Below are 18,053 nucleotides of genomic sequence, written 5' to 3'. Positions count from 1 at the left end.
TCAGGTAGGTCAGACGACGGCGCCGGGGCCGTCGTCGTCGGGATCGCGCTGGTGGGGCATGCGCCAGATCAGCACGCCGAGACCCGCCACGAACAGGCCGACGCCGATCTGTCCCACCAGCGGCGGGATCGCCACCGACGGCATCGCCGCCGACACGACCATCCCGACCAGGGCGAGCGTCGGGACGCCCACGACGAAGCTCCAGGCCATCGTGAGCAACGGGTCGCGCGACAGCAGCGGGGGCGGCACCGGCGGCGTGAAGTGGGACTCCTCCTCCTCGAGCGCCTCGGACTCCGGCGACAGCGGCCAGTCGCGCGGGCCCGCGGGCAGGATCACGCGCGGCCCCGACGCCTGCTCGCCGTCGGCACGGTCGCCGGCCCGGTCGTCAACAGACGCGTCGGCAGAACCGTCGGCGCGGTCATCGGCACGGTCGGCGGCACGGTCGGCGGCGCCGCTCTCGTCATCCGGCCGCGAAGTCTGAGAGGATTCGGCGGGCTCCTCCGGGTCGGCGGACGTGCCGTCGGCCCGCGAGACGTCCATGTCGCCGAGGGTGGCGACGATATCGGCCCAGCGTGAGGCCACGTCGTCGTCGCCCAGCTCGCGTGGGGTGTCACCTGGGATGTCACCGGGCACGTCGTCGTCTCGGTCGTCGGTGTTCGATGCGGCCATGGGCACACTCTATTGTCGTCGGGGGGCCCGCGGGGTCGGGTCTTGAGGAGGAATCTTGTTCTACTGGGTGATGCGGAACGTGCTGGTCGGCCCGTTGCTGCGCCTCGCGTACCAGCCGTGGGTCGTCGGCGCCAAGAACGTGCCCCGTACAGGGGCGGCGATCGTGGCCAGCAACCACCTCGCGGTGATCGACTCGTTCATCCTGCCGCTCCTGGTCCCGCGCCGGGTGACCTTCCTCGCCAAGTCCGACTACTTCACGGGCAAGGGGGTCAAGGGCAAGATCGTGGCCTGGTTCATGACGGGCATCGGCATGATCCCCGTGGACCGCTCCGGTGGCGCGGCCAGCGAGGCCGCGCTGCGCACCGGCCTGCGCGTGCTGCGCGAGGGCACCCTGTTCGGCATCTACCCGGAGGGCACCCGCAGCCCCGACGGCCGCCTCTACAAGGCGAAGACGGGTGTGGCCCGGATGGCGCTCGAGTCGGGTGCGCCCGTGATCCCCGTCGCGATGGTCGACACCGACGTCGCCCAGCCGCCCGGGCGGGGGCTGCCCGCCTTCATGCCGCTCGGCGCCGTGATCGGTGAGCCGCTCGACTTCAGCCGGTACAAGGGCATGGAGACCGACAAGTTCGTGCTGCGCGCCGTCGCCGACGAGATCGAGTACGCGATCCTCGCGCTGTCCGGCCAGGAGTACGTCGACGCGTACGCCGCGAGCGCCAAGGAGCGCGCGGCCCGCGGCGAGCCCGCGATCCCCGCGTCGGAGGAGGGTCCCGGCGGCCTGCCCCTCCCGGAGGTCGAGAAGCCGCGGCGCCCGCGGCGCTGACCGGGGCCGACGTCGCAGGAACTACCTCGGCCCAACGGGCGGGGGCGCTGTCGAGGCGCGTTCCACCAGGGTGGTCGCCAGCTCCGTGCGGAGCGTGTGGCCGCTGGCCGTGCGGGCCCGGTGCACGAGGTCGACGGCGGTGGCGCCCATCTCCGCCAGCGGCTGGCGCACCGTGGTGAGCGCCGGGTCGATCCACGGGGCGATGGGCAGGTCGTCGAACCCGACGAGCGAGACGTCGCGGGGCACGACGGCGCCGGCCTCGCGCAGCGCCCGCAGCGCCCCGAGGGCCGTGTCGTCGCTGCTGGCGAAGATGGCGGTGGGCGGGTCGCTCAGGGCCATCAGCCGCTGGGCGCCCTCGTACCCGGAGGTGACGCCGTAGGCCCCCTCGTGCACGAGGTCGTCGTCGGACGGGACGCCCGCCCGGATCATGGCGGCCCGGTAGCCCGCGAGCCGGGCGATGGCGTTGTCCTGCTCGAGCGCGCCCGTGATCGTCGCGATGCGCCGGTGGCCGAGCCCCAGGAGGTGGGTCGTCGCCTCGAGCCCGCCCTGGAAGTTGGTGGCCCCGACGCTGAGCATCCCCTCCGGCGGCCGCTGCCGCGGGTCGACGACGACGAGCGGCGTGCCGGTGTCGGCCAGCGCGGCGCGCGCCTCGGCGTCGGGCACCGCGACGATGCTGACGAGGCCGTCGGTACCGCGCTCGAGGGCGTGCCGCACCCAGGAGCTGCAGTCGTCGGGGTCGGGCTCGACCGCGAGCACCACGTCGAGGCCGAGGCGACGCGCGCCGGCGACGGCGCCGCGGACCACCGCCTCTGACCACGTCCCCTCGAAGTCGACGATCCGGACGTCGATCATGCCCGTCGGCTTCGCCGACCGGGGACGCACGACGTAGCCGTGGCGTTCCAGCACCTCGGTGACCCGCGTACGGGTGGCACCTGCGACGTCGGGCCGCGTGTTGAGGACCTTGGACACCGTGGGGACCGACACGCCGGCCTCGGCCGCCACGACGGCGAGCGGGATGCGTGGCTGGTCCTGGGTCATGGGTCCTCCGTCGGCGTGGGAAAGATGATGTTTCCGAAATCCGGATCGTAGCGGATCCGCCGGCCCGTCCGGCAACTGCCCCACAAGCACCTCGCACTTGCAGGCTCTCGCCCATTGACAGCCTCGGTGTCCACGTCTAATCTCCCCGGGTCTTTCCGAGAGTCGGCATCGAAATTTCGGAACCGCGGTTCAACAAAGGAGTGATCGTGAACAGGACACCTCGCCTCGCCGCAGCGGCGACGGCATCGACCCTCACGCTGGTCCTCGCCCTCACCGGGTGCGGACGCAGCGACGAGGCCGCCGCCCCGGCTGCGGGCCCCAGCAGCATCGGCGACGGCCCGGCCACCGGCACCATCGAGGTCTGGGCGATGGGCACGGAGGGCGAGCTGCTGCCCGAGCTCGCGGAGCAGTTCGAGGCCGACAACCCGGACGTCACGGTGAACGTCACGCCCGTCCCGTGGGAGTCGTCCACCGAGAAGATCAACACGGCCATCGCCACGGGCGAGGTGCCCGACGTCATGCAGGTCGGCACCACCCTCATGAGCGGCTTCGTGGAGCTGGGCGGCCTCGCCCCCACCCCGGAGGACATCGACGCCGAGTCCTTCTTCCCCGGCGCGTGGGACACCACGGTGGTCGACGGGACGTCCTACGGCGTGCCCTGGTACGTCGAGACGCGCGTCCTGTACTACCGCACCGACCTCGCCGAGCAGGCGGGCGTCGAGGCGCCGGAGAGCTGGGCCGACCTGACGGCGTTCGCGGCCGGTCTGCAGGACGCCGGGGCCGAGCACGGCATCGGCCTGCAGACCCGGGGCGCCTCCACCAGCCTCATGTACTTCCCGTTCTACTGGCAGGCGGGCGGAGAGATCCTTGACGACTCCGGCGAGTTCACCCTCGACAACGACGCCCAGGTCAAGGCCCTGGACTACTACTCGTCGTTCATGCGCGACGGGCTCGCCCCGCAGGTTCTGGTCGAGGACGAGAAGGTGCAGAACTTCATCGACGGGGACCTGGGCTCCTTCGTGTCCGGGCCCTGGGAGCGGGCCAACCTGCTGACCACGGCGGGCGACGACTTCGCCGACTCGTTCGGCGTCGCGCCGCTGCCGTCGGACGAGACGACGGGTTCGTTCATCGGCGGCTCCAACCTCGCGGTCCTGGCCGACGCCGCGAACCCCGACGCCGCGTGGAAGTTCGTCCAGTTCGCCACGGAAGCGCCCACCCAGGCCGACTGGTTCGAGATCTCGAGCGACCTGCCGGCCGTCCAGGCCGCCTGGGACGACCCGGCGCTGGCCGACAACGAGGCGGTCGCGGTCTACGGCGACGTCCTGGAGACCGCCCGGTCCACGCCGGCGATCCCGACCTGGTCCGAGATCGAGCACGAGCTCGACCTCATCCTCGAACAGGTGATCGCGGGCGACCTGAGCCCCGAGGACGCCGCCCAGCAGATGCAGGAAGCGGCCACCTCGATCGGCACGGGTCTGGACTGACCGTGACCGGCTCCGCACGCCGCCGTCGCACGGGCCTCGCCGCCTGGGGCCTCGCGCTGCCCTTCACCGCGCTGTTCGCCGTGTTCCTGCTGGTCCCGGTGGCGTCCTCCCTCTACATGGCGTTCACCGACATGCAGGGTTCGGACCTCCGGACCCCCTGGGCGGTCAACTTCGTGGGGTTCGACAACTTCGTAGCGGTCCTCGCCGACCCGAAGTTCCAGCAGGCCGCCGGCAACACGCTCTACTTCGTGGGCGTGGCCATGCCGCTGACGCTCGGGCTCGCGCTGCTGCTGGCGGTGCTGCTCAACTCGGGCCTGGTGTGGTTCCGGTCGGTGTTCCGCGTGGGCTTCTACGCCCCCGTCGTGACCTCGATCGTTGCGGTGGCGGTCGTGTGGCGGTTCCTGCTACAGCCCGACTTCGGGCTCGTGAACTCAGGTCTCGGCGTGGTCGGGATCGACGGGCCACGCTGGCTCACCGACGAGACCTGGGCCATGCCGTCGCTCATCGTGATGGCCACCTGGCGCAACGTCGGGTACTCGATGGTGATCCTGCTGGCCGGGCTGCAGGGCATCCCCCGCGACCTGTACGAGGCCTCGGCCATCGACGGGGCCGGCGCGGTGCGCCAGTTCCGGTCGATCACGGTCCCGCTGCTGCGGCCGACGCTCCTGTTCTGCGCGGTCATCACCGGCATCGGCTACCTGCAGTTCTTCGAGGAGCCGTTCGTCATGACGCAGGGCGGGCCGCTGGGCGCCACCAACTCGGTGGCCTACGAGATCTTCAACCAGTTCGGGTTCGGCAACTACGGGTTGTCCGCCGCGATGAGCTACGTGCTGTTCGTGGCCATCGTGATCCTGTCCTACCTCCAGTTCCGCCTCCTCAGGACGGAGAAGTGATGGCGCAGGTCGAAGCGCCCCGCACGCGCCGCCGCACCCCCCGCGCGGTCCTCCTCAACGTCGCGCTCCTGATCGGCCTCGCGGCCTCGATCGGGCCGCTCGTCTGGATGGTCGTGTCGTCGCTCAAGCCAGAGGGCGAGATCCGGCAGTTCCCACCCACCCTGCTCCCCGACCAGGTGACGTGGTCCAACTACACCGAGCTGTTCGCCACCCTGAGCTTCCCGCGGTACTTCCTCAACTCGGTCGTCGTGGCCCTGGCCGTGACGGTCGGGTCCGCCCTGTTCAGCGCGATGGTCGGCTATGCCCTGGCCAAGCTGGACTTTCCCGGGCGGCGCGCGCTCTTCGCCCTGGTCATGGCCACCCTGATGGTCCCAGGCATGGTCACGTTCGTACCGCTGTTCGTGCTGGTGGCGAACCTCGACCTCATCAACACCTACGCGGCGCTCATCCTGCCCTTCCTGGCGGCGCCGTTCGGCGTGTTCCTGATGCGGCAGTTCATGCTCGACATCCCGGACGAGCTGCTCGACGCCGCACGCGTCGACGGCGCCGGTGAGTTCCGGACGTTCTTCGCCGTCGTGCTGCCGCAGACCCGGCCGGCGCTCGCGACGCTCGGCATCCTGACGTTCCTCGGTTCCTGGAACAACTTCCTGTGGCCCCTGGTCGCGGTGCAGTCCGCCGACCGGTACACGCTGCCCGTCGCCCTCGCCCTGTACTCGACGGGCCAGAACACCGTGCAGTACGGCCTGCTCGTCGCGGGTGCGACGGTCATCGTGCTGCCCATCCTCATCGTCTTCCTCGTCCTGCAGCGGCACATCGTGCAGGGCATCTCGACCACCGGCCTCAAGTAGGAGTTCTCTCGTGACCGAACAGCTCACGCTGCCCACCGCGCCCGGCTTCCTGTGGGGCGCGTCGACCGCCGCGCACCAGATCGAAGGGGGCAACGTCAACAGCGACTGGTGGGCCAAGGAGCACGCCGCCGGTTCGCTGTGCGCGGAGAGCTCTGGCGACGCCGTCGACAGCTACCACCGCTATCCCGAGGACATCACCCTGCTGGCGGACGCCGGCCTGAACGCCTACCGCTTCTCGATCGAGTGGGCGCGCATCGAGCCCGCCGAGGGCGAGATCTCCCGGGCACAGCTCGCGCACTACCGGCGCATGATCGACACGTGCCTGGCGGCCGGCGTGACCCCGGTGGTCACGCTCCTGCACTTCACCCTGCCGCGCTGGTTCGCGGAGCGCGGCGGCTGGTTCGCGTCCGACGCCGTGGACACGTTCAGCCGGTACGTCGAGACCGTCACGCGGATCCTGGGCGACGTGCGGCACGTCGTCACGATCAACGAGCCCAACATCACCTCGATGATGCTCGGCGCGAGCCGGCGCACCAACCTCGACGCCGCCGGGCTGGCCGCACCCGACGAGGCAGCCTCCGAGATCCAGGCGACGGCGCACCGGCGGGCCGTCGAGGTCCTGCACGGGCTCGGGCACGTGCGCGCCGGCTGGACCATCGCCAACCAGGTCTTCCAGGCCGCCCCCGGGGCCGAGGCCGCCCGGGACGCCTACGCCTACCCGCGCGAGGACTTCTTTCTCGAGGTGGCGCGCGGAGACGACTTCGTGGGGGTGCAGAGCTATCTGCGCACCGTGATCGGGACGGACGGCGAGCCGCTGCCCGCCGCCGACGACGTCGAACGCACGCTGACCGGCTGGGAGTACTACCCGCAGGCGCTGGGTGAGGCCCTCGAGTACACGCACCGCATCACCGGCGGCGTGCCGATGATCGTCACCGAGAACGGCATGGCGACCGCGGACGACGCGCGCCGCGTCGACTACACCCGGGACGCCCTGGCCGGCATGGCCCGGGCGATGACCGGCGGCTGTCACGTGGAGGGGTACCTGCACTGGTCGCTGCTCGACAACTACGAGTGGATGAGCGGCTTCGCGCCGACGTTCGGGCTGGTCGCCGTCGACCGCACGACGTTCGAGCGCACCCCCAAGCCGAGCCTCACCTGGCTCGGCAGGGTCGCCCGCACCGGGCACCTGTCCTGACTACGACGACGTAGGGAGACACACCATGAGAAAGCACCGGACGCTGGTCGCGGCGGCCGCCGTCGCCGCGCTGGCCCTGACGACCGTCCCCGCGAGCGCCACGGGCCCGAGCGCGAGCGCGAGCGCGAGCCAGGACGCGAGCCCGAGCCGGGGCGACGACCGGCGCCTGCTGCGCACCTGGGCTGCGGACACCTGGCGCTCGTTCGACGCGCTCGTGGTCGAGGAGACAGGGCTGCCCGACGACAACATCGGCGGCGACCTGAGCCCCGGCAGCCGCGGCGGGTACACGTCGCCGACGAACATCGGCGCGTACCTGTGGAGCACCGTGGTGGCCCGGGACACCGGGCTGATCAGCGACCGGGAGGCCCGGGGCCGCCTCGCCACGACGCTGGACACCGTCGTCGGGCTGGAGCAGCACGAGCCCAGCGGCATGTTCTACAACTGGTACGACCCGGCGACGGGCGCCAAGCTGCTGGAGTTCCCGGGCTCGGGCGACCCGGTCAAGCCGTTCCTGTCCAGCGTCGACAACGGCTGGCTGGCCACCGGGCTGCTCCTGGTGAGCCGCGCGGAGCCGGCTCTCGCCGAGGAGGCGGACGCCGTCCGCGAGCGCATGGACTTCGGCTGCTACTACGACGCGGCCCAGAACCAGATCCGCGGCGGGTTCTGGGACACCGACCCGCAGGAGGCGGCGCCGGTCGCCGGGGACTACTGCGGCATGGGGACCGACGTCTGGTACACCGGCCACCACTACGGCGCGTTCAACACGGAGCCGCGCATCGCCTCGTATCTCGGCATCGCGGAGGGGCAGATCCCGCCGGAGCACTACTTCGGCACGTACCGCACGTTCCCGGACACCTGCGACTGGGACTGGACGGAGACGCGGCCGACCGGGCATTGGGCGGAGTACCTGGGGGTCGACGTCTTCGAGGGCGCGCTGCCGTACCGCGGCATGCGGGTGGTCCCGACCTGGGGCGGCAGCATGTTCGAGGCGCTGATGGTGCCGCTCTTCGTCCCCGAGGAGAAGTGGGGACCTCGCTCGTGGGGCCGCAACCACCCGCTGTACGTGCGCGGCCAGATCGAGCACGGGATGCGGGAGGCGGACTACGGGTACTGGGGGTTCTCGCCGTCCAACGACCCGGCCGGCGGGTACCGCGAGTACGGCGTCGACCAGCTCGGGCTCGACGGCGCCGGGTACACGTCCGACCAGGAGCGCACCGGGGTCGACCAGCCGTACGACGGCTGCCGCGCCGGCTCCCCCGCGCCCACGGAGTACGGCGACGGCGTCGTGACGCCGCACGCCTCGTTCCTCGCGCTGCGGTATGCCCGCGGCGAGGCGGTCGCCAACCTGCGGCGCATCGCCAGGGACTTCGACGCCTACGGTCCGGGCGGGTTCTACGACGCCGTAGCGGTGCGTAGCGGCCAGGTCTCCCAGCGCTACCTGGCGCTCGACCAGGGCATGATCATGGCCGCGCTCGGCAACGAGCTGGCCGACGACGCGATGCGCCGCTACGTCGCGCCGGGTGCCCTGGAGCAAGCCGTCCGGCCGCTGATGGCGATGGAGACATTCGCCGTGGGGCGGGAGTGACCGGCACGATGTCGGGCTTGCGGCCGGATGCGTTCATATGGCTCGCATAACAGACTGTCCCCATACCTACGAAGGAGCAGACCGTTGACCTCCCCCGCCGTCGACCTCGCCGCGCGCCTGGGTCGTACCGTCCTGTACCAGATCTATCCGCAGTCCTTCGCGGACGCGGACGGCGACGGGATCGGTGATCTCGCCGGTATCGCCGGACGCCTCGACTACCTCGCCTGGCTCGGCGTGGACGCGATCTGGATCAGCCCGTGCTTCGTCTCGCCGTTCGCCGACGCCGGGTACGACGTGGCGGACTTCTTCCAGATCGCGCCCCGGTACGGCACGAACGACGACCTGGCGCGGCTCACCGAGGAGGCCGGACGCCGCGGCATCTCGGTGCTGCTCGACCTCGTGGCGGGCCACACCTCGGACCAGCACCCCTGGTTCCGCGCGTCCGCCGACGACCCGGACGATCACCGGTTCGTGTGGAGCGACGTACCCGTCGACGGCTTCGAACCGGGCCTTGGCGCACGCGGCGGGTACTACCTGCCGAACTTCTTCCCGGTCCAGCCCGCGCTGAACTACGGCTACGCGCGCCTCGATCCTGCCGAGCCCTGGCGCCAGCCCGTCGACGCCGCCGGCCCGCGGGCCAACCGCGCCGCGCTGCGCGAGATCATGGCGCACTGGTTCGACCTCGGCGTCGCCGGCTTCCGCGTCGACATGGCGTCCTCGCTCGTCAAGGACGATCCAGGGCACGTGGAGACGGGCAAGCTGTGGCGCGAGATGCGCTCCTGGCTGGACGACGCGTATCCCGGGCGGGTGCTGGTCAGCGAGTGGGGCAACCCGCGGGTGTCGGTGCCTGCCGGCTTCCACGCGGATTTCTTCCTCCAGTTCGGGGGCGACGACAACGGGCTCCCGATGCGGTCCCTGTGGAACAACAGCGCCGGGACGGTGAACCCCGCCTGGGCGGAGGTCCCGGCCTGGGCCGCCTCCGACGCGCGCGGTGACGCGGAGACGTTCGCCCGTGCGTGGCGCGAGGCGGCCGAGGCGATCGCGACCACCGGCCGTGGCGGGGTGGTGGGTCTGCCGACCTCGAACCACGACTTCACGCGCCTGGTCGCGGGCGAGCGGGACGCCGAGCAGGCGCGCGTGGGGCACGTGCTCACGATGACCTGGCCCGCCATGCCGTCCGTCTACTACGGGGACGAGATCGGCATGCGGTACGTGCCGGGCACGCCGACGCTGGAGGGCTCCCGCCTGAGCGCGACCTACGACCGGTCGGGCTCGCGCACCCCGATGCAGTGGGGTGACCTCCCCGACGACGGCACGCTGGGCCCCGGCAGCCCTGCCACCTCCACGTACCTGCCGCAGGACCCCGACCCGGACCGCCCGACCGTCGCGGGCCAGCTCGGCGACGAGGACTCGCTGCTGCACCTGGTGCGCGAGCTGATCGCGCTGCGGCACGGCGACCACCGTCTCGACGTCGAGTCGCCCGTCGAGGTGCTCGCCACGGCCTACCCCATGGTGTACCTCAGGGGTGGAACGCTCGCGGTCGTGCTCAACCCGGGCAGGGCAGCGGTGCAGCTGCCGCTCGACGGCGCGGCGAGCGCCCGGGAGCTCGTCACCCGCGGCTACCGGGCCGAGCCGCGTGCGGGCTGGGCCGACATCGTGCACCTCGAGGGCCACGGGTACGCCGTGCTGGACCTGGACGGCAGCTGAGGACCCTTGGGGCGGCGACGCCCTGGCCGACACCGACCCAAACGCATCAACCTGGCGCACCCCGGCATTTCTGTCTAGACTGTCCAGATGACAGGAGGTGTGCCCATGTCGGCATGGCAGGTACAAGAGGCGAAACAGCGGTTCAGTGAAGTACTCCGGGAGGCGCTCGTGGACGGGCCTCAGACCATCACGCGGCACGGCGAAGAGGTCGCTGTCGTCATCGGCATCGAGTTGTACCACCAGCTCGCGACACCCCGGATCGAGCTCGGTAACTTCCTGGTGCACGGCCCTACCGACGACGACCTGGTCGTAGAGCGAGACCATTCCACCGTTCGCGACGTCGATGTCGATGGGCTCGTATGAACTTCCTCCTCGACACGAACGTGATCTCCGAGGTGCGCAAGCGCGAACCAGACCGACAGGTGAGTACCTGGCTGGCGCACCTACGGACCGAACAGATCTCGCTCTCGGTACTCACGATCGGCGAGCTCCGCCGGGGAATCCGGATGCTCGCGCGCAAGGCCCCGGCCAGGGCCCGCACGCTGGACGACTGGGTCTCGCAGCTGGAGCAGACCTACGAGGATCGAATCCTGCCGGTCACGACGGAGATCGCCACCCGCTGGGGCGAGATCAACTTCGCGCGGACGTTCCCCGCCATCGATTCACTCCTCGCCGCGACAGCCATCGAACACGGGCTCACCGTCGCTACCCGCAACGAGAAGGACTTCGCGGATACCGGCGTCACCGTCTTCAACCCGTTCTCGTAGCGCCCACCCTGGCCGGGACACCCCCTGCGCACCGGTTAACCTTGGCCGCGTGGAACTGATCCGTAAGGGCAAGGTTCGCGAGGTCTACGCGGACGGCGACGATGTGATTCTGGTGGCTTCCGACCGCGTGTCGGTCTACGACGTCGTGCTGCCGACGCCGGTACCCGACAAGGGCGCGATCCTCACCCAGATCTCGCTCTGGTGGTTCCGTCAGTTCGCCGACCTGGTGCCCAACCACGTGATCAGCGAGGACGTTCCCGAGGAGTGGCAGGGCCGCGCGGTCCGCTGCAAGCGCCTGGAGATCGTCCCGGTCGAGTGCATAGTGCGCGGCTACCTCGCGGGCGGGGGCCTGGAGAGCTACCGCGAGACGGGCAGCGTGTCCGGTGTCGCGTTCCCGCCCGGCCTGGTGGAGGCCGACCGGCTGCCGCGACCCGTCTTCACGCCGTCGACCAAGGCGGACGAGGGCCACGACGAGTACATCTCCGTCGAGGAGATCGCCAAGGACCTGGGCGAGGAGACGACGAACCGGCTGCGGGACCTCTCGCTGGAGATCTACGACCGCGGCGCCGAGATCGCCCGCGAGCGCGGCGTCCTGATCGCGGACACGAAGTTCGAGTTCGGGACCGACGCCGACGGCGTGCTGACGCTGGCCGACGAGGTGCTCACCCCGGACTCCTCGCGCTTCTGGAAGGCGAGCGAGTACCAGACCGGCCGCGGGCAGTGGTCCTACGACAAGCAGTTCGTGCGCGACTGGTCCTCGACCCTCACCGGTTGGGACCGCACGTACCCCGGCCCGGAGATCCCGGCCGACGTCGTCGCGGAGACCCGCGCCCGCTACATCGAGATCTACGAGCAGCTGACGGGCGACACCTGGACCTGACCCGTTGAGTGCTGGCTATTTGTGGGCCCACGGGCTGATTTCCCACAGATACCCAGCACTCAACGAGGTCGGTGGGCGGGAGTGTCAGTCAGTGCCGCTAGCGTGCCTCGCGTGAGCACCACCGCGTCCGCCTACCAGGCCACCTTCGAGGAGTTCGGCACACCGCTGCGGGACGTGACCTTCGTGGTGGTGGACCTCGAGACCACCGGGACGAACGCCACCGAGGGCGGCATCACCGAGATCGGGGCCGTGAAGGTGCGCGGCGGCGAAGTGCTGGGCGAGTTCCAGTCGCTCGTGAACCCTGGGCAGCCCGTCCCCGCGTTCATCGCGCGCCTGACCGGCATCACCAACGCCATGGTCGCCACCGCGCCGGACATCGCGCTGGTGCTGCCGAGCTTCCTGGAGTTCGCGCGCGACACGGTGCTGGTGGCGCACAACGCACCGTTCGACGTGGGCTTCCTCAAGGCCATGTGCGCACGGCTCGACTACGAGTGGCCGGGTTTCGACGTCGTGGACACGGTGCCCCTGGCCCGGCGCCTGGTCACCCGTGACGAGGCGCCCAACCACAAGCTGTCGACGCTCGCGCGCCTGTTCCGTGCGAGCGTCTCCCCCGACCACCGCGCGCTGGCGGACGCGCGTGCGACCGTCGACGTCCTGCACGCCCTCTTCGACCGGCTCGCCCCGATGGGTGTCACGCACCTCGAGGACCTGGCGACGGCCGCGGACCCCGTGCCGCCCGAGGTGCGCCGCAAGCGACACCTCGCCGACGACCTGCCGGACGCGCCGGGTGTCTACCTGTTCCGCGGCCCGGGCGACGAGGTCCTGTACGTCGGTACGTCCGTCAACATCCGCAAGCGCGTGCGCTCGTACTTCACCGCCGCTGAGAAGCGGAAGCGGATCACGGAGATGGTGCGCATCGCCGAGCGGGTCACACCGGTAGCGTGCGCCACCCCGCTGGAGGCCCAGGTGCGCGAGCTGCGACTCATCACTGAGCACGCCCCGCGCTACAACCGGCGCTCGAAGTACCCGGAGCGACACTCCTGGGTGCGCCTCACCGACGAGGCCTACCCTCGGCTCTCGATCGTGGGCGGCGTGGTGGCGGGCACCGCCCACATCGGCCCGTTCGCGTCCCGGCGGACCGCGCAAGACGCAGTCCACGCCCTGCACGACGCCCTCGACATCCGCCAGTGCACCGCGCGCATACCGCTCGTCTCCCGGAAGGCGGGAAGCCCCTGCGCCCTGGCGGGCATGGGCCGTTGCTCGGCGCCGTGCGTCGCGACGGAGGGTCCCGACACGTCGTACGAGCAGGTGGCCGACGCCGCCCGCGGCGCCCTCACCGGTGATCCGTCCCCGGTGGTGCGTGCGCTCTCCGACCGGATCGCCACGCTCGCCCACCAGGAGCGGTACGAGGAGGCGGGCGAGGTCACCCGGCGGCTGCGCGCCTTCGTCTCGGGTGCCCACCGGGCGCAGAAGCTGGGACCGCTGGCGGCGTGCGCCGAGCTCGTGGCGGCCCGTCCCTCCGGCATCGGTGACGCACCGGGCAAGCCGGGCGGCTGGGAGGTCGTCGTGATCAAGCACGGCCGGCTGGCCGCCACCGACGTCTCCGCACCCGATGCGAACCCCCTCCCCCTGGTCGCCGCGCTGCGCACGACGGCGGAGCACGTCGACCCCCCGGTTCCGCCGGCGCCCGCCGCACACCCGGAGGAGACCGACCTGCTGATCGCGTGGCTCGACTCCCCCGGTGTGCGGCTGGTGCACATCAGCGACACGTGGGCCTGCCCGGTACGCGCGGCGGGTGCCCACGCGGACCTCGCGTGGGCGTCGGACCGGGTGCGGGTGGAGATGGCGGTGTCCTGACCGGCTCCCGTACTGGCCCTCGCTCACCTACGGCCGCTCCGGCAGCATCACCACCCCCGGCAGCCCCTGATCCACCCCGGGCTCCCGGTCGCGAACGACGCCCGGCCAGTCCCGCTCCCATCGGAAGCCCGGACGCTCCAGCGCCTGACCGAACAACTCGTCAGGATCCTTGGTGTAGCCAACGAGCAGCTCGATCGCGGCCGACGGGATGTCGGAGTCGAGAGCGGCCCGAAGCAGCTCGGCCTGCCGACCGGGCGGCCATTGGATCAGGGGTTGCTCCCGCTCGTCGAGCGGCGCGAACGCCAGCGAGTACTCCCAGACCAGGTGCAGGCCACGCACGGGATGGTGCGCCAACCCGACCTCTGGCGGATCGACCAGAGCCTCCCAGTTCTCTTCGTCCTCCAATGCTTCGAGGCCCCGCTCCAGACCAGCGATCTCGTCCTCCACCACGCCGAGCAGGAACTCGGTGCCGTGGCCGGGAAGGTCGGCGCAGAACCAGCCGAACTCGTCGACGATGTCCTGAGGACCGCCACCGGCGTAGGTCTCGCCGTCGCACCACTTGACGAACAGTTCATGGTTGCGTGCCACGATCTCGCGTGCCCGCTCAGCCTTCGCCGGGTTCCGCAAAGGCAGGTCGGGCCGCGCCCGCACCAGCTGCAGCGCCTGCGCCGAGACGATCTCCGACCCCTCACCCTGAGCAGGTAGGCGGCAGGTCTCCCCGTTGAACACCCACGCGTCCAGTACGGGCAGGACGCTGCCCCGTACGAACGATCCGACGTCGAAGCGCCGGAACAGCGCAGCCCGCACCGCGTCGTCGGACACGTTGGAGTACACCCGGTAGTCCAGGCCGTCGATCAGGTTGTGCAGCACCACCGAGTCGCGCTCGGACCGCACCACCCGGAAGACTCCCGTGACACTCGCCGTGCGCCACGACTCGAGCAGGTCCCGGTCGCCGTCCGACAGGTCGCGGCCGTGCCTGAGGTACCGCTCCAGCAGCGTGAGACGTCCAGGCTCTGCCGGACCGAAGATCGCGGCCTCGGCAGCCAGCGCCCATGCCCGGCCCGGGTCCGTGCCCGAGCGCATACCGAGCCCCGCCCCCCTGATCCGCTCTCGTTCGATCCGTCGCACGAATCCCGGGGTCCCTGCGTATGCGAGCAGTCGCTCTTTCAGGTCCGCTGACTTCCTGATCGCCTCGGCCATGTTCATCACCCGATCCTTGTCCCTGGGGCCGCCGCCGATCAGTTATCCACAGGACCGATTCTGATCTTCCGGCCCCGCCGGACCGTGCTCGCTCATATTCCGCCCACGCCTGGATACGATGGCGGCATGCTGACCGCGATCGTCCTCATCGACGCCGAGACGTCCCGCATCCCCGAGGTCGCGCAGGAGGTCGCGAACATCGACGGAGTGAGCGAGGTCTTCTCCGTGACGGGCAAGACCGACCTTGTCGCCATCGTCCGCGTACCCGAGCACGAGCAGCTCGCCGGTGTCGTGTCCGACACGGTGAACAAGGTGCCCGGTGTGCAGAACACCGAGACCCTCATAGCGTTCCGCGCGTTCTCCAAGGCGGACCTGGAGCAGGCGTTCGCCCTCGGGCTCGACGACTGACTCCTCGTCGACCAGCCCGACGACGACGCGCCTACTCGCTGTTCCGCTGCCCGCCGACGGAGGCGCCGGCGCCGGTCGGCGCCTCCGGCTCGATCTGGCCGTGCCGGCCTGGCTCGACCCCGTCGTGCCTGCCGTGCGCGTGCGCGGCCTCGAGCTCGGCAGGCGTGACAGGTGACACCCGGTCCTCGTAGAAGAACCGGGACACCTTCTGCCAGCGCCGGTCGGACCTGTAGCCAGGGCGCCGCACACCACGCCCGTCCGTGCGGGGCTGGATCTCCAGCGGCGCCGGCGACTCATAGTTGACGCGCAGCCAGCGGTCCTCCTCGTCGAGCGGCGTGTGCACCTCGATGTACTCGCCGTTGGCGAACCGCACGATACGGCCGGACTCGTGCCCGTGCAGCACCACCTCACGGTCCTTGCGCTGCAGCCCGAGGCACACGCGTTTGGTGATCCAGAACGCGAAGACCGGCCCCACGAACACGAGCACGCGCAGGGCCCAGGTGATCGCGAAGATGTCGAGCGAGAAGTGCGTGGCGATGAGGTCGTTCGTCGCGGCCAGGGCGCACACCACGAACGCGACGATGATCGCCACGCCCATCCCGGTGCGCGTCGGCCGGTTGCGGGGCCGGTCCAGCACGTGGTGCTCCCGGTGGTCGCCGGTGACCTTGGCCTCGAGGAACGGCCACCCGAACAGCAGCGTGAAGAGGATGCCCGGCACCACCAGGGCAGGAATGATCAGGTTCATGCTCAGGGTGTAGCCACCGATGACCCACTCCCAGCCCTGCCCGGGCATGAGGCGCAGGGCGCCGTCGACGAACAGGATGTACCAGTCCGGCTGCGTACCCGCCGAGACGGGCGACGGATCGTACGGTCCGTAGTTCCACACGTTGTTGATCGCCATCGTGCCGCCCATCAGGGTCAGCACGCCCGCGATGATGAAGAAGTTACCCGTCATCTTGGCCACGTACACCGGCAGCGCCGGGTAGCCCACCACGTTCTTGTCGGTGCGGCCACCGCCCGGGTACTGGGTGTGCTTCTGCAGCACCATGAGGAACAGGTGCAGGGCGATCAGAGCGATCAGCAGGCCAGGGATCACGAAGATGTGCAGGGTGAAGAGCCGCGGGATGATGTGGTGGCCGGGGAACTCGCCGCCGAACACCAGGATCGACAGCCAGGAGCCGATCACCGGGATCGACTTGACCACGCCGTCGATGATGCGCAGCCCGTTGCCGGACAGCACGTCGTCCGGCAGCGAGTAGCCGGTGAACCCGGCAGCGAGCGCGAGGATCAGCATGACGGCGCCGACGAGCCAGTTGACCTCACGCGGCTTGCGGAAGGCGCCGGTGAAGAAGATCCGGAACATGTGGATCACTATCGAGAACACGAAGATCAGCGCGGCCCAGTGGTGGATCTGCCGCATCAGCAGACCACCGCGCACCTCGAACGACATCTCGACGGTGGAGCTGAACGCCGCCGACATGAGCTGGCCCTCCATGGACGGCGGGTGCTCCCCCTCGTAGCGCACCAGGGCCATGGACGGCTCGAAGAACATCGTCAGGAAGAAGCCCGACGCGATCAGCACGACGAACGAGAAAAGGGCGATCTCGCCGAGCATGAAGGACCAGTGGTCGGGGAACACCTTGCGCGCGAACTCCTTGACCAGCACACCGATGCTCGTGCGCTGGTCCAGATAGTCGGCGGCCTTGCCGACGCCGGTCGGACGCTGCTGCTTTGCCACGCCATCACTCCTGGGATAGGGGACACGTGCCCTGCCAGTAGACCCAGTAGACACCGTGCCAGGTGCTGCTTTCCACCCGGATGACGAATTGGCGGCCCGATCCGTGACACGACAGATCCGGCGCACCCTCGGGATCTTGTCCCCGGGGTGCGCCGAATCTGGTCAGCCGGTCAGCCGGTCAGGCCGACGGGACGATGAGGCCCGCGGTCTGCGTCTTGGCCCGGCCCAGGCGCTCGGAGACGTTGCTCCAGGACACGAGGTTCCACCAGGCCTTGATGTAGTCCGGGCGCACGTTCAGGTAGTCGATGTAGTAGGCGTGCTCCCAGCAGTCCAGCATCAGGACCGGGGTGAGCGCGAAGGGGATGTTGCCCTGCTGGTCGAACAGCTGCACGACGACCAGCTTCTGACCGATGGAGTCCCAGGCCAGGACGGCCCAGCCGGAACCCTGCACCCCGGCGGCAACGGCGGTGAAGTGCGCCTTGAACTTCTCGAACGAGCCGAAGTGCTCGTCGATCGCGGCGGCGATGTCACCGGTCGGCTCGCCACCGGCTTCCGGCGCCATGTTCGTCCAGAAGATCGAGTGGTTGATGTGACCACCGAGGTTGAACGCGAGGTCCTTCTCGATCTTGTTGACGCCGCCCAGGTTGCCCGTCTCGCGGGCCTCCTCGAGCTGCTCGAGGGCAGTGTTCGCGCCCTTGACGTACGTCGCGTGGTGCTTGGAGTGGTGCAGCTCCATGATCTTGCCCGAGATGTGCGGCTCGAGCGCGGCGTAGTCGTAGGTCAGGTCAGGGAGCGTGTAGACAGCCATTGCTGAGGTACCTCCAGGATGGGGCCGCACACCGGACGGTGTGCGGGGGGAAGACGCCGTCCTGGTCGCGCGCCGAGTGGTGCCCGCCGGGACGGCAATGGCCCGTGTCCCCGGCCGCAGTCGCGGACCGGGAGACACAGGCCATCGCTTGGTGTC

Annotated in this window: 17 protein-coding genes; 12 read left to right on the top strand and 5 right to left on the bottom strand. The window is 70.3% G+C overall.

Translation table 11 applies throughout. The annotated features are described in order from the left end of the window. Positions 1-9: 9 nt before the first annotated feature. Positions 10-669: a hypothetical protein gene (locus AB0F40_RS09330; protein ID WP_357465954.1), complete on the bottom strand. Its 660-nt coding sequence runs from the start codon at positions 667-669 to the stop codon at positions 10-12. A 55-nt stretch (positions 670-724) separates the two neighbouring features. Between AB0F40_RS09330 and AB0F40_RS09325 the strand changes: the two genes are divergently transcribed. Beyond that, positions 725-1,489 (top strand): lysophospholipid acyltransferase family protein, encoded by a 765-nt coding sequence (locus AB0F40_RS09325; protein ID WP_357465952.1) that lies wholly within the window; start codon positions 725-727, stop codon positions 1,487-1,489. A gap of 21 nt (positions 1,490-1,510) precedes the next feature. Here the strand turns inward: AB0F40_RS09325 and AB0F40_RS09320 are convergent, their stop codons facing one another. Next, the gene (locus AB0F40_RS09320) at positions 1,511-2,527 is read right to left on the bottom strand and encodes a LacI family DNA-binding transcriptional regulator (RefSeq protein WP_357465950.1); all 1,017 of its coding nucleotides are present in this window, start codon (positions 2,525-2,527) and stop codon (positions 1,511-1,513) included. Between the two features lie 206 nt (positions 2,528-2,733). Here AB0F40_RS09320 and AB0F40_RS09315 point away from each other — a divergent pair, with 206 nt between their 5' ends. From AB0F40_RS09315 to AB0F40_RS09270, 10 genes are all read left to right on the top strand, one after another. After that, positions 2,734-4,011: a sugar ABC transporter substrate-binding protein gene (locus tag AB0F40_RS09315; RefSeq protein ID WP_357465948.1), complete on the top strand. Its 1,278-nt coding sequence runs from the start codon at positions 2,734-2,736 to the stop codon at positions 4,009-4,011. A gap of 2 nt (positions 4,012-4,013) precedes the next feature. After that, entirely contained in the window at positions 4,014-4,904 is an 891-nt protein-coding gene (locus AB0F40_RS09310; protein WP_357465946.1) for a sugar ABC transporter permease, read from the top strand. Further along, a complete protein-coding gene (locus tag AB0F40_RS09305; protein ID WP_357465944.1) occupies positions 4,904-5,752 on the top strand; it encodes a carbohydrate ABC transporter permease in 849 nt (282 codons plus the stop codon). The genes AB0F40_RS09310 and AB0F40_RS09305 overlap by 1 nt, the downstream gene beginning before the upstream one ends. A gap of 10 nt (positions 5,753-5,762) precedes the next feature. Further along, positions 5,763-6,947, top strand: a complete 1,185-nt coding sequence (locus AB0F40_RS09300) for a family 1 glycosylhydrolase (protein ID WP_357465942.1) — start codon at positions 5,763-5,765, stop codon at positions 6,945-6,947. 25 nt (positions 6,948-6,972) lie between these two features. Next, positions 6,973-8,532 (top strand): glucoamylase family protein, encoded by a 1,560-nt coding sequence (locus tag AB0F40_RS09295; RefSeq protein ID WP_357465940.1) that lies wholly within the window; start codon positions 6,973-6,975, stop codon positions 8,530-8,532. Positions 8,533-8,616: 84 nt separating this feature from the next. Further along, the gene (locus tag AB0F40_RS09290; RefSeq protein ID WP_357465938.1) at positions 8,617-10,239 is read left to right on the top strand and encodes an alpha-amylase family glycosyl hydrolase; all 1,623 of its coding nucleotides are present in this window, start codon (positions 8,617-8,619) and stop codon (positions 10,237-10,239) included. A 105-nt stretch (positions 10,240-10,344) separates the two neighbouring features. Beyond that, positions 10,345-10,602: a type II toxin-antitoxin system Phd/YefM family antitoxin gene (locus tag AB0F40_RS09285; protein ID WP_357465936.1), complete on the top strand. Its 258-nt coding sequence runs from the start codon at positions 10,345-10,347 to the stop codon at positions 10,600-10,602. After that, on the top strand, positions 10,599-11,006 hold the full coding sequence (locus AB0F40_RS09280) for a type II toxin-antitoxin system VapC family toxin (RefSeq protein ID WP_357465934.1): 408 nt from the start codon (positions 10,599-10,601) through the stop codon (positions 11,004-11,006). Before AB0F40_RS09285 ends, AB0F40_RS09280 begins: the two co-directional genes overlap by 4 nt. Before the next feature lie 49 nt (positions 11,007-11,055). Then, the gene (locus tag AB0F40_RS09275) at positions 11,056-11,886 is read left to right on the top strand and encodes a phosphoribosylaminoimidazolesuccinocarboxamide synthase (protein WP_357465932.1); all 831 of its coding nucleotides are present in this window, start codon (positions 11,056-11,058) and stop codon (positions 11,884-11,886) included. Positions 11,887-11,997: 111 nt separating this feature from the next. After that, on the top strand, positions 11,998-13,743 hold the full coding sequence (locus tag AB0F40_RS09270; RefSeq protein WP_357465930.1) for a DEDD exonuclease domain-containing protein: 1,746 nt from the start codon (positions 11,998-12,000) through the stop codon (positions 13,741-13,743). A 27-nt stretch (positions 13,744-13,770) separates the two neighbouring features. Here the strand turns inward: AB0F40_RS09270 and AB0F40_RS09265 are convergent, their stop codons facing one another. Next, the gene (locus tag AB0F40_RS09265; protein WP_357465928.1) at positions 13,771-14,949 is read right to left on the bottom strand and encodes a hypothetical protein; all 1,179 of its coding nucleotides are present in this window, start codon (positions 14,947-14,949) and stop codon (positions 13,771-13,773) included. Between the two features lie 120 nt (positions 14,950-15,069). Between AB0F40_RS09265 and AB0F40_RS09260 the strand changes: the two genes are divergently transcribed. Then, a complete protein-coding gene (locus tag AB0F40_RS09260) occupies positions 15,070-15,351 on the top strand; it encodes an Lrp/AsnC ligand binding domain-containing protein (protein WP_253867636.1) in 282 nt (93 codons plus the stop codon). A 31-nt stretch (positions 15,352-15,382) separates the two neighbouring features. On the opposite strand, the gene AB0F40_RS09255 is transcribed toward AB0F40_RS09260, so the two are convergent. Both AB0F40_RS09255 and AB0F40_RS09250 read right to left on the bottom strand, forming a co-directional pair. Beyond that, on the bottom strand, positions 15,383-17,089 hold the full coding sequence (locus tag AB0F40_RS09255; RefSeq protein WP_357465925.1) for a cytochrome bc complex cytochrome b subunit: 1,707 nt from the start codon (positions 17,087-17,089) through the stop codon (positions 15,383-15,385). Positions 17,090-17,267: 178 nt separating this feature from the next. Further along, entirely contained in the window at positions 17,268-17,897 is a 630-nt protein-coding gene (locus AB0F40_RS09250; protein WP_357465923.1) for a superoxide dismutase, read from the bottom strand. Between the last annotated feature and the right edge of the window lie 156 nt (positions 17,898-18,053).

The sequence above is a fragment of the Promicromonospora sp. NPDC023987 genome (assembly GCF_040639055.1).
Taxonomy (GTDB): Bacteria; Actinomycetota; Actinomycetes; order Actinomycetales; family Cellulomonadaceae; genus Promicromonospora.
This window is presented reverse-complemented; position numbering and strand designations above follow the sequence as displayed.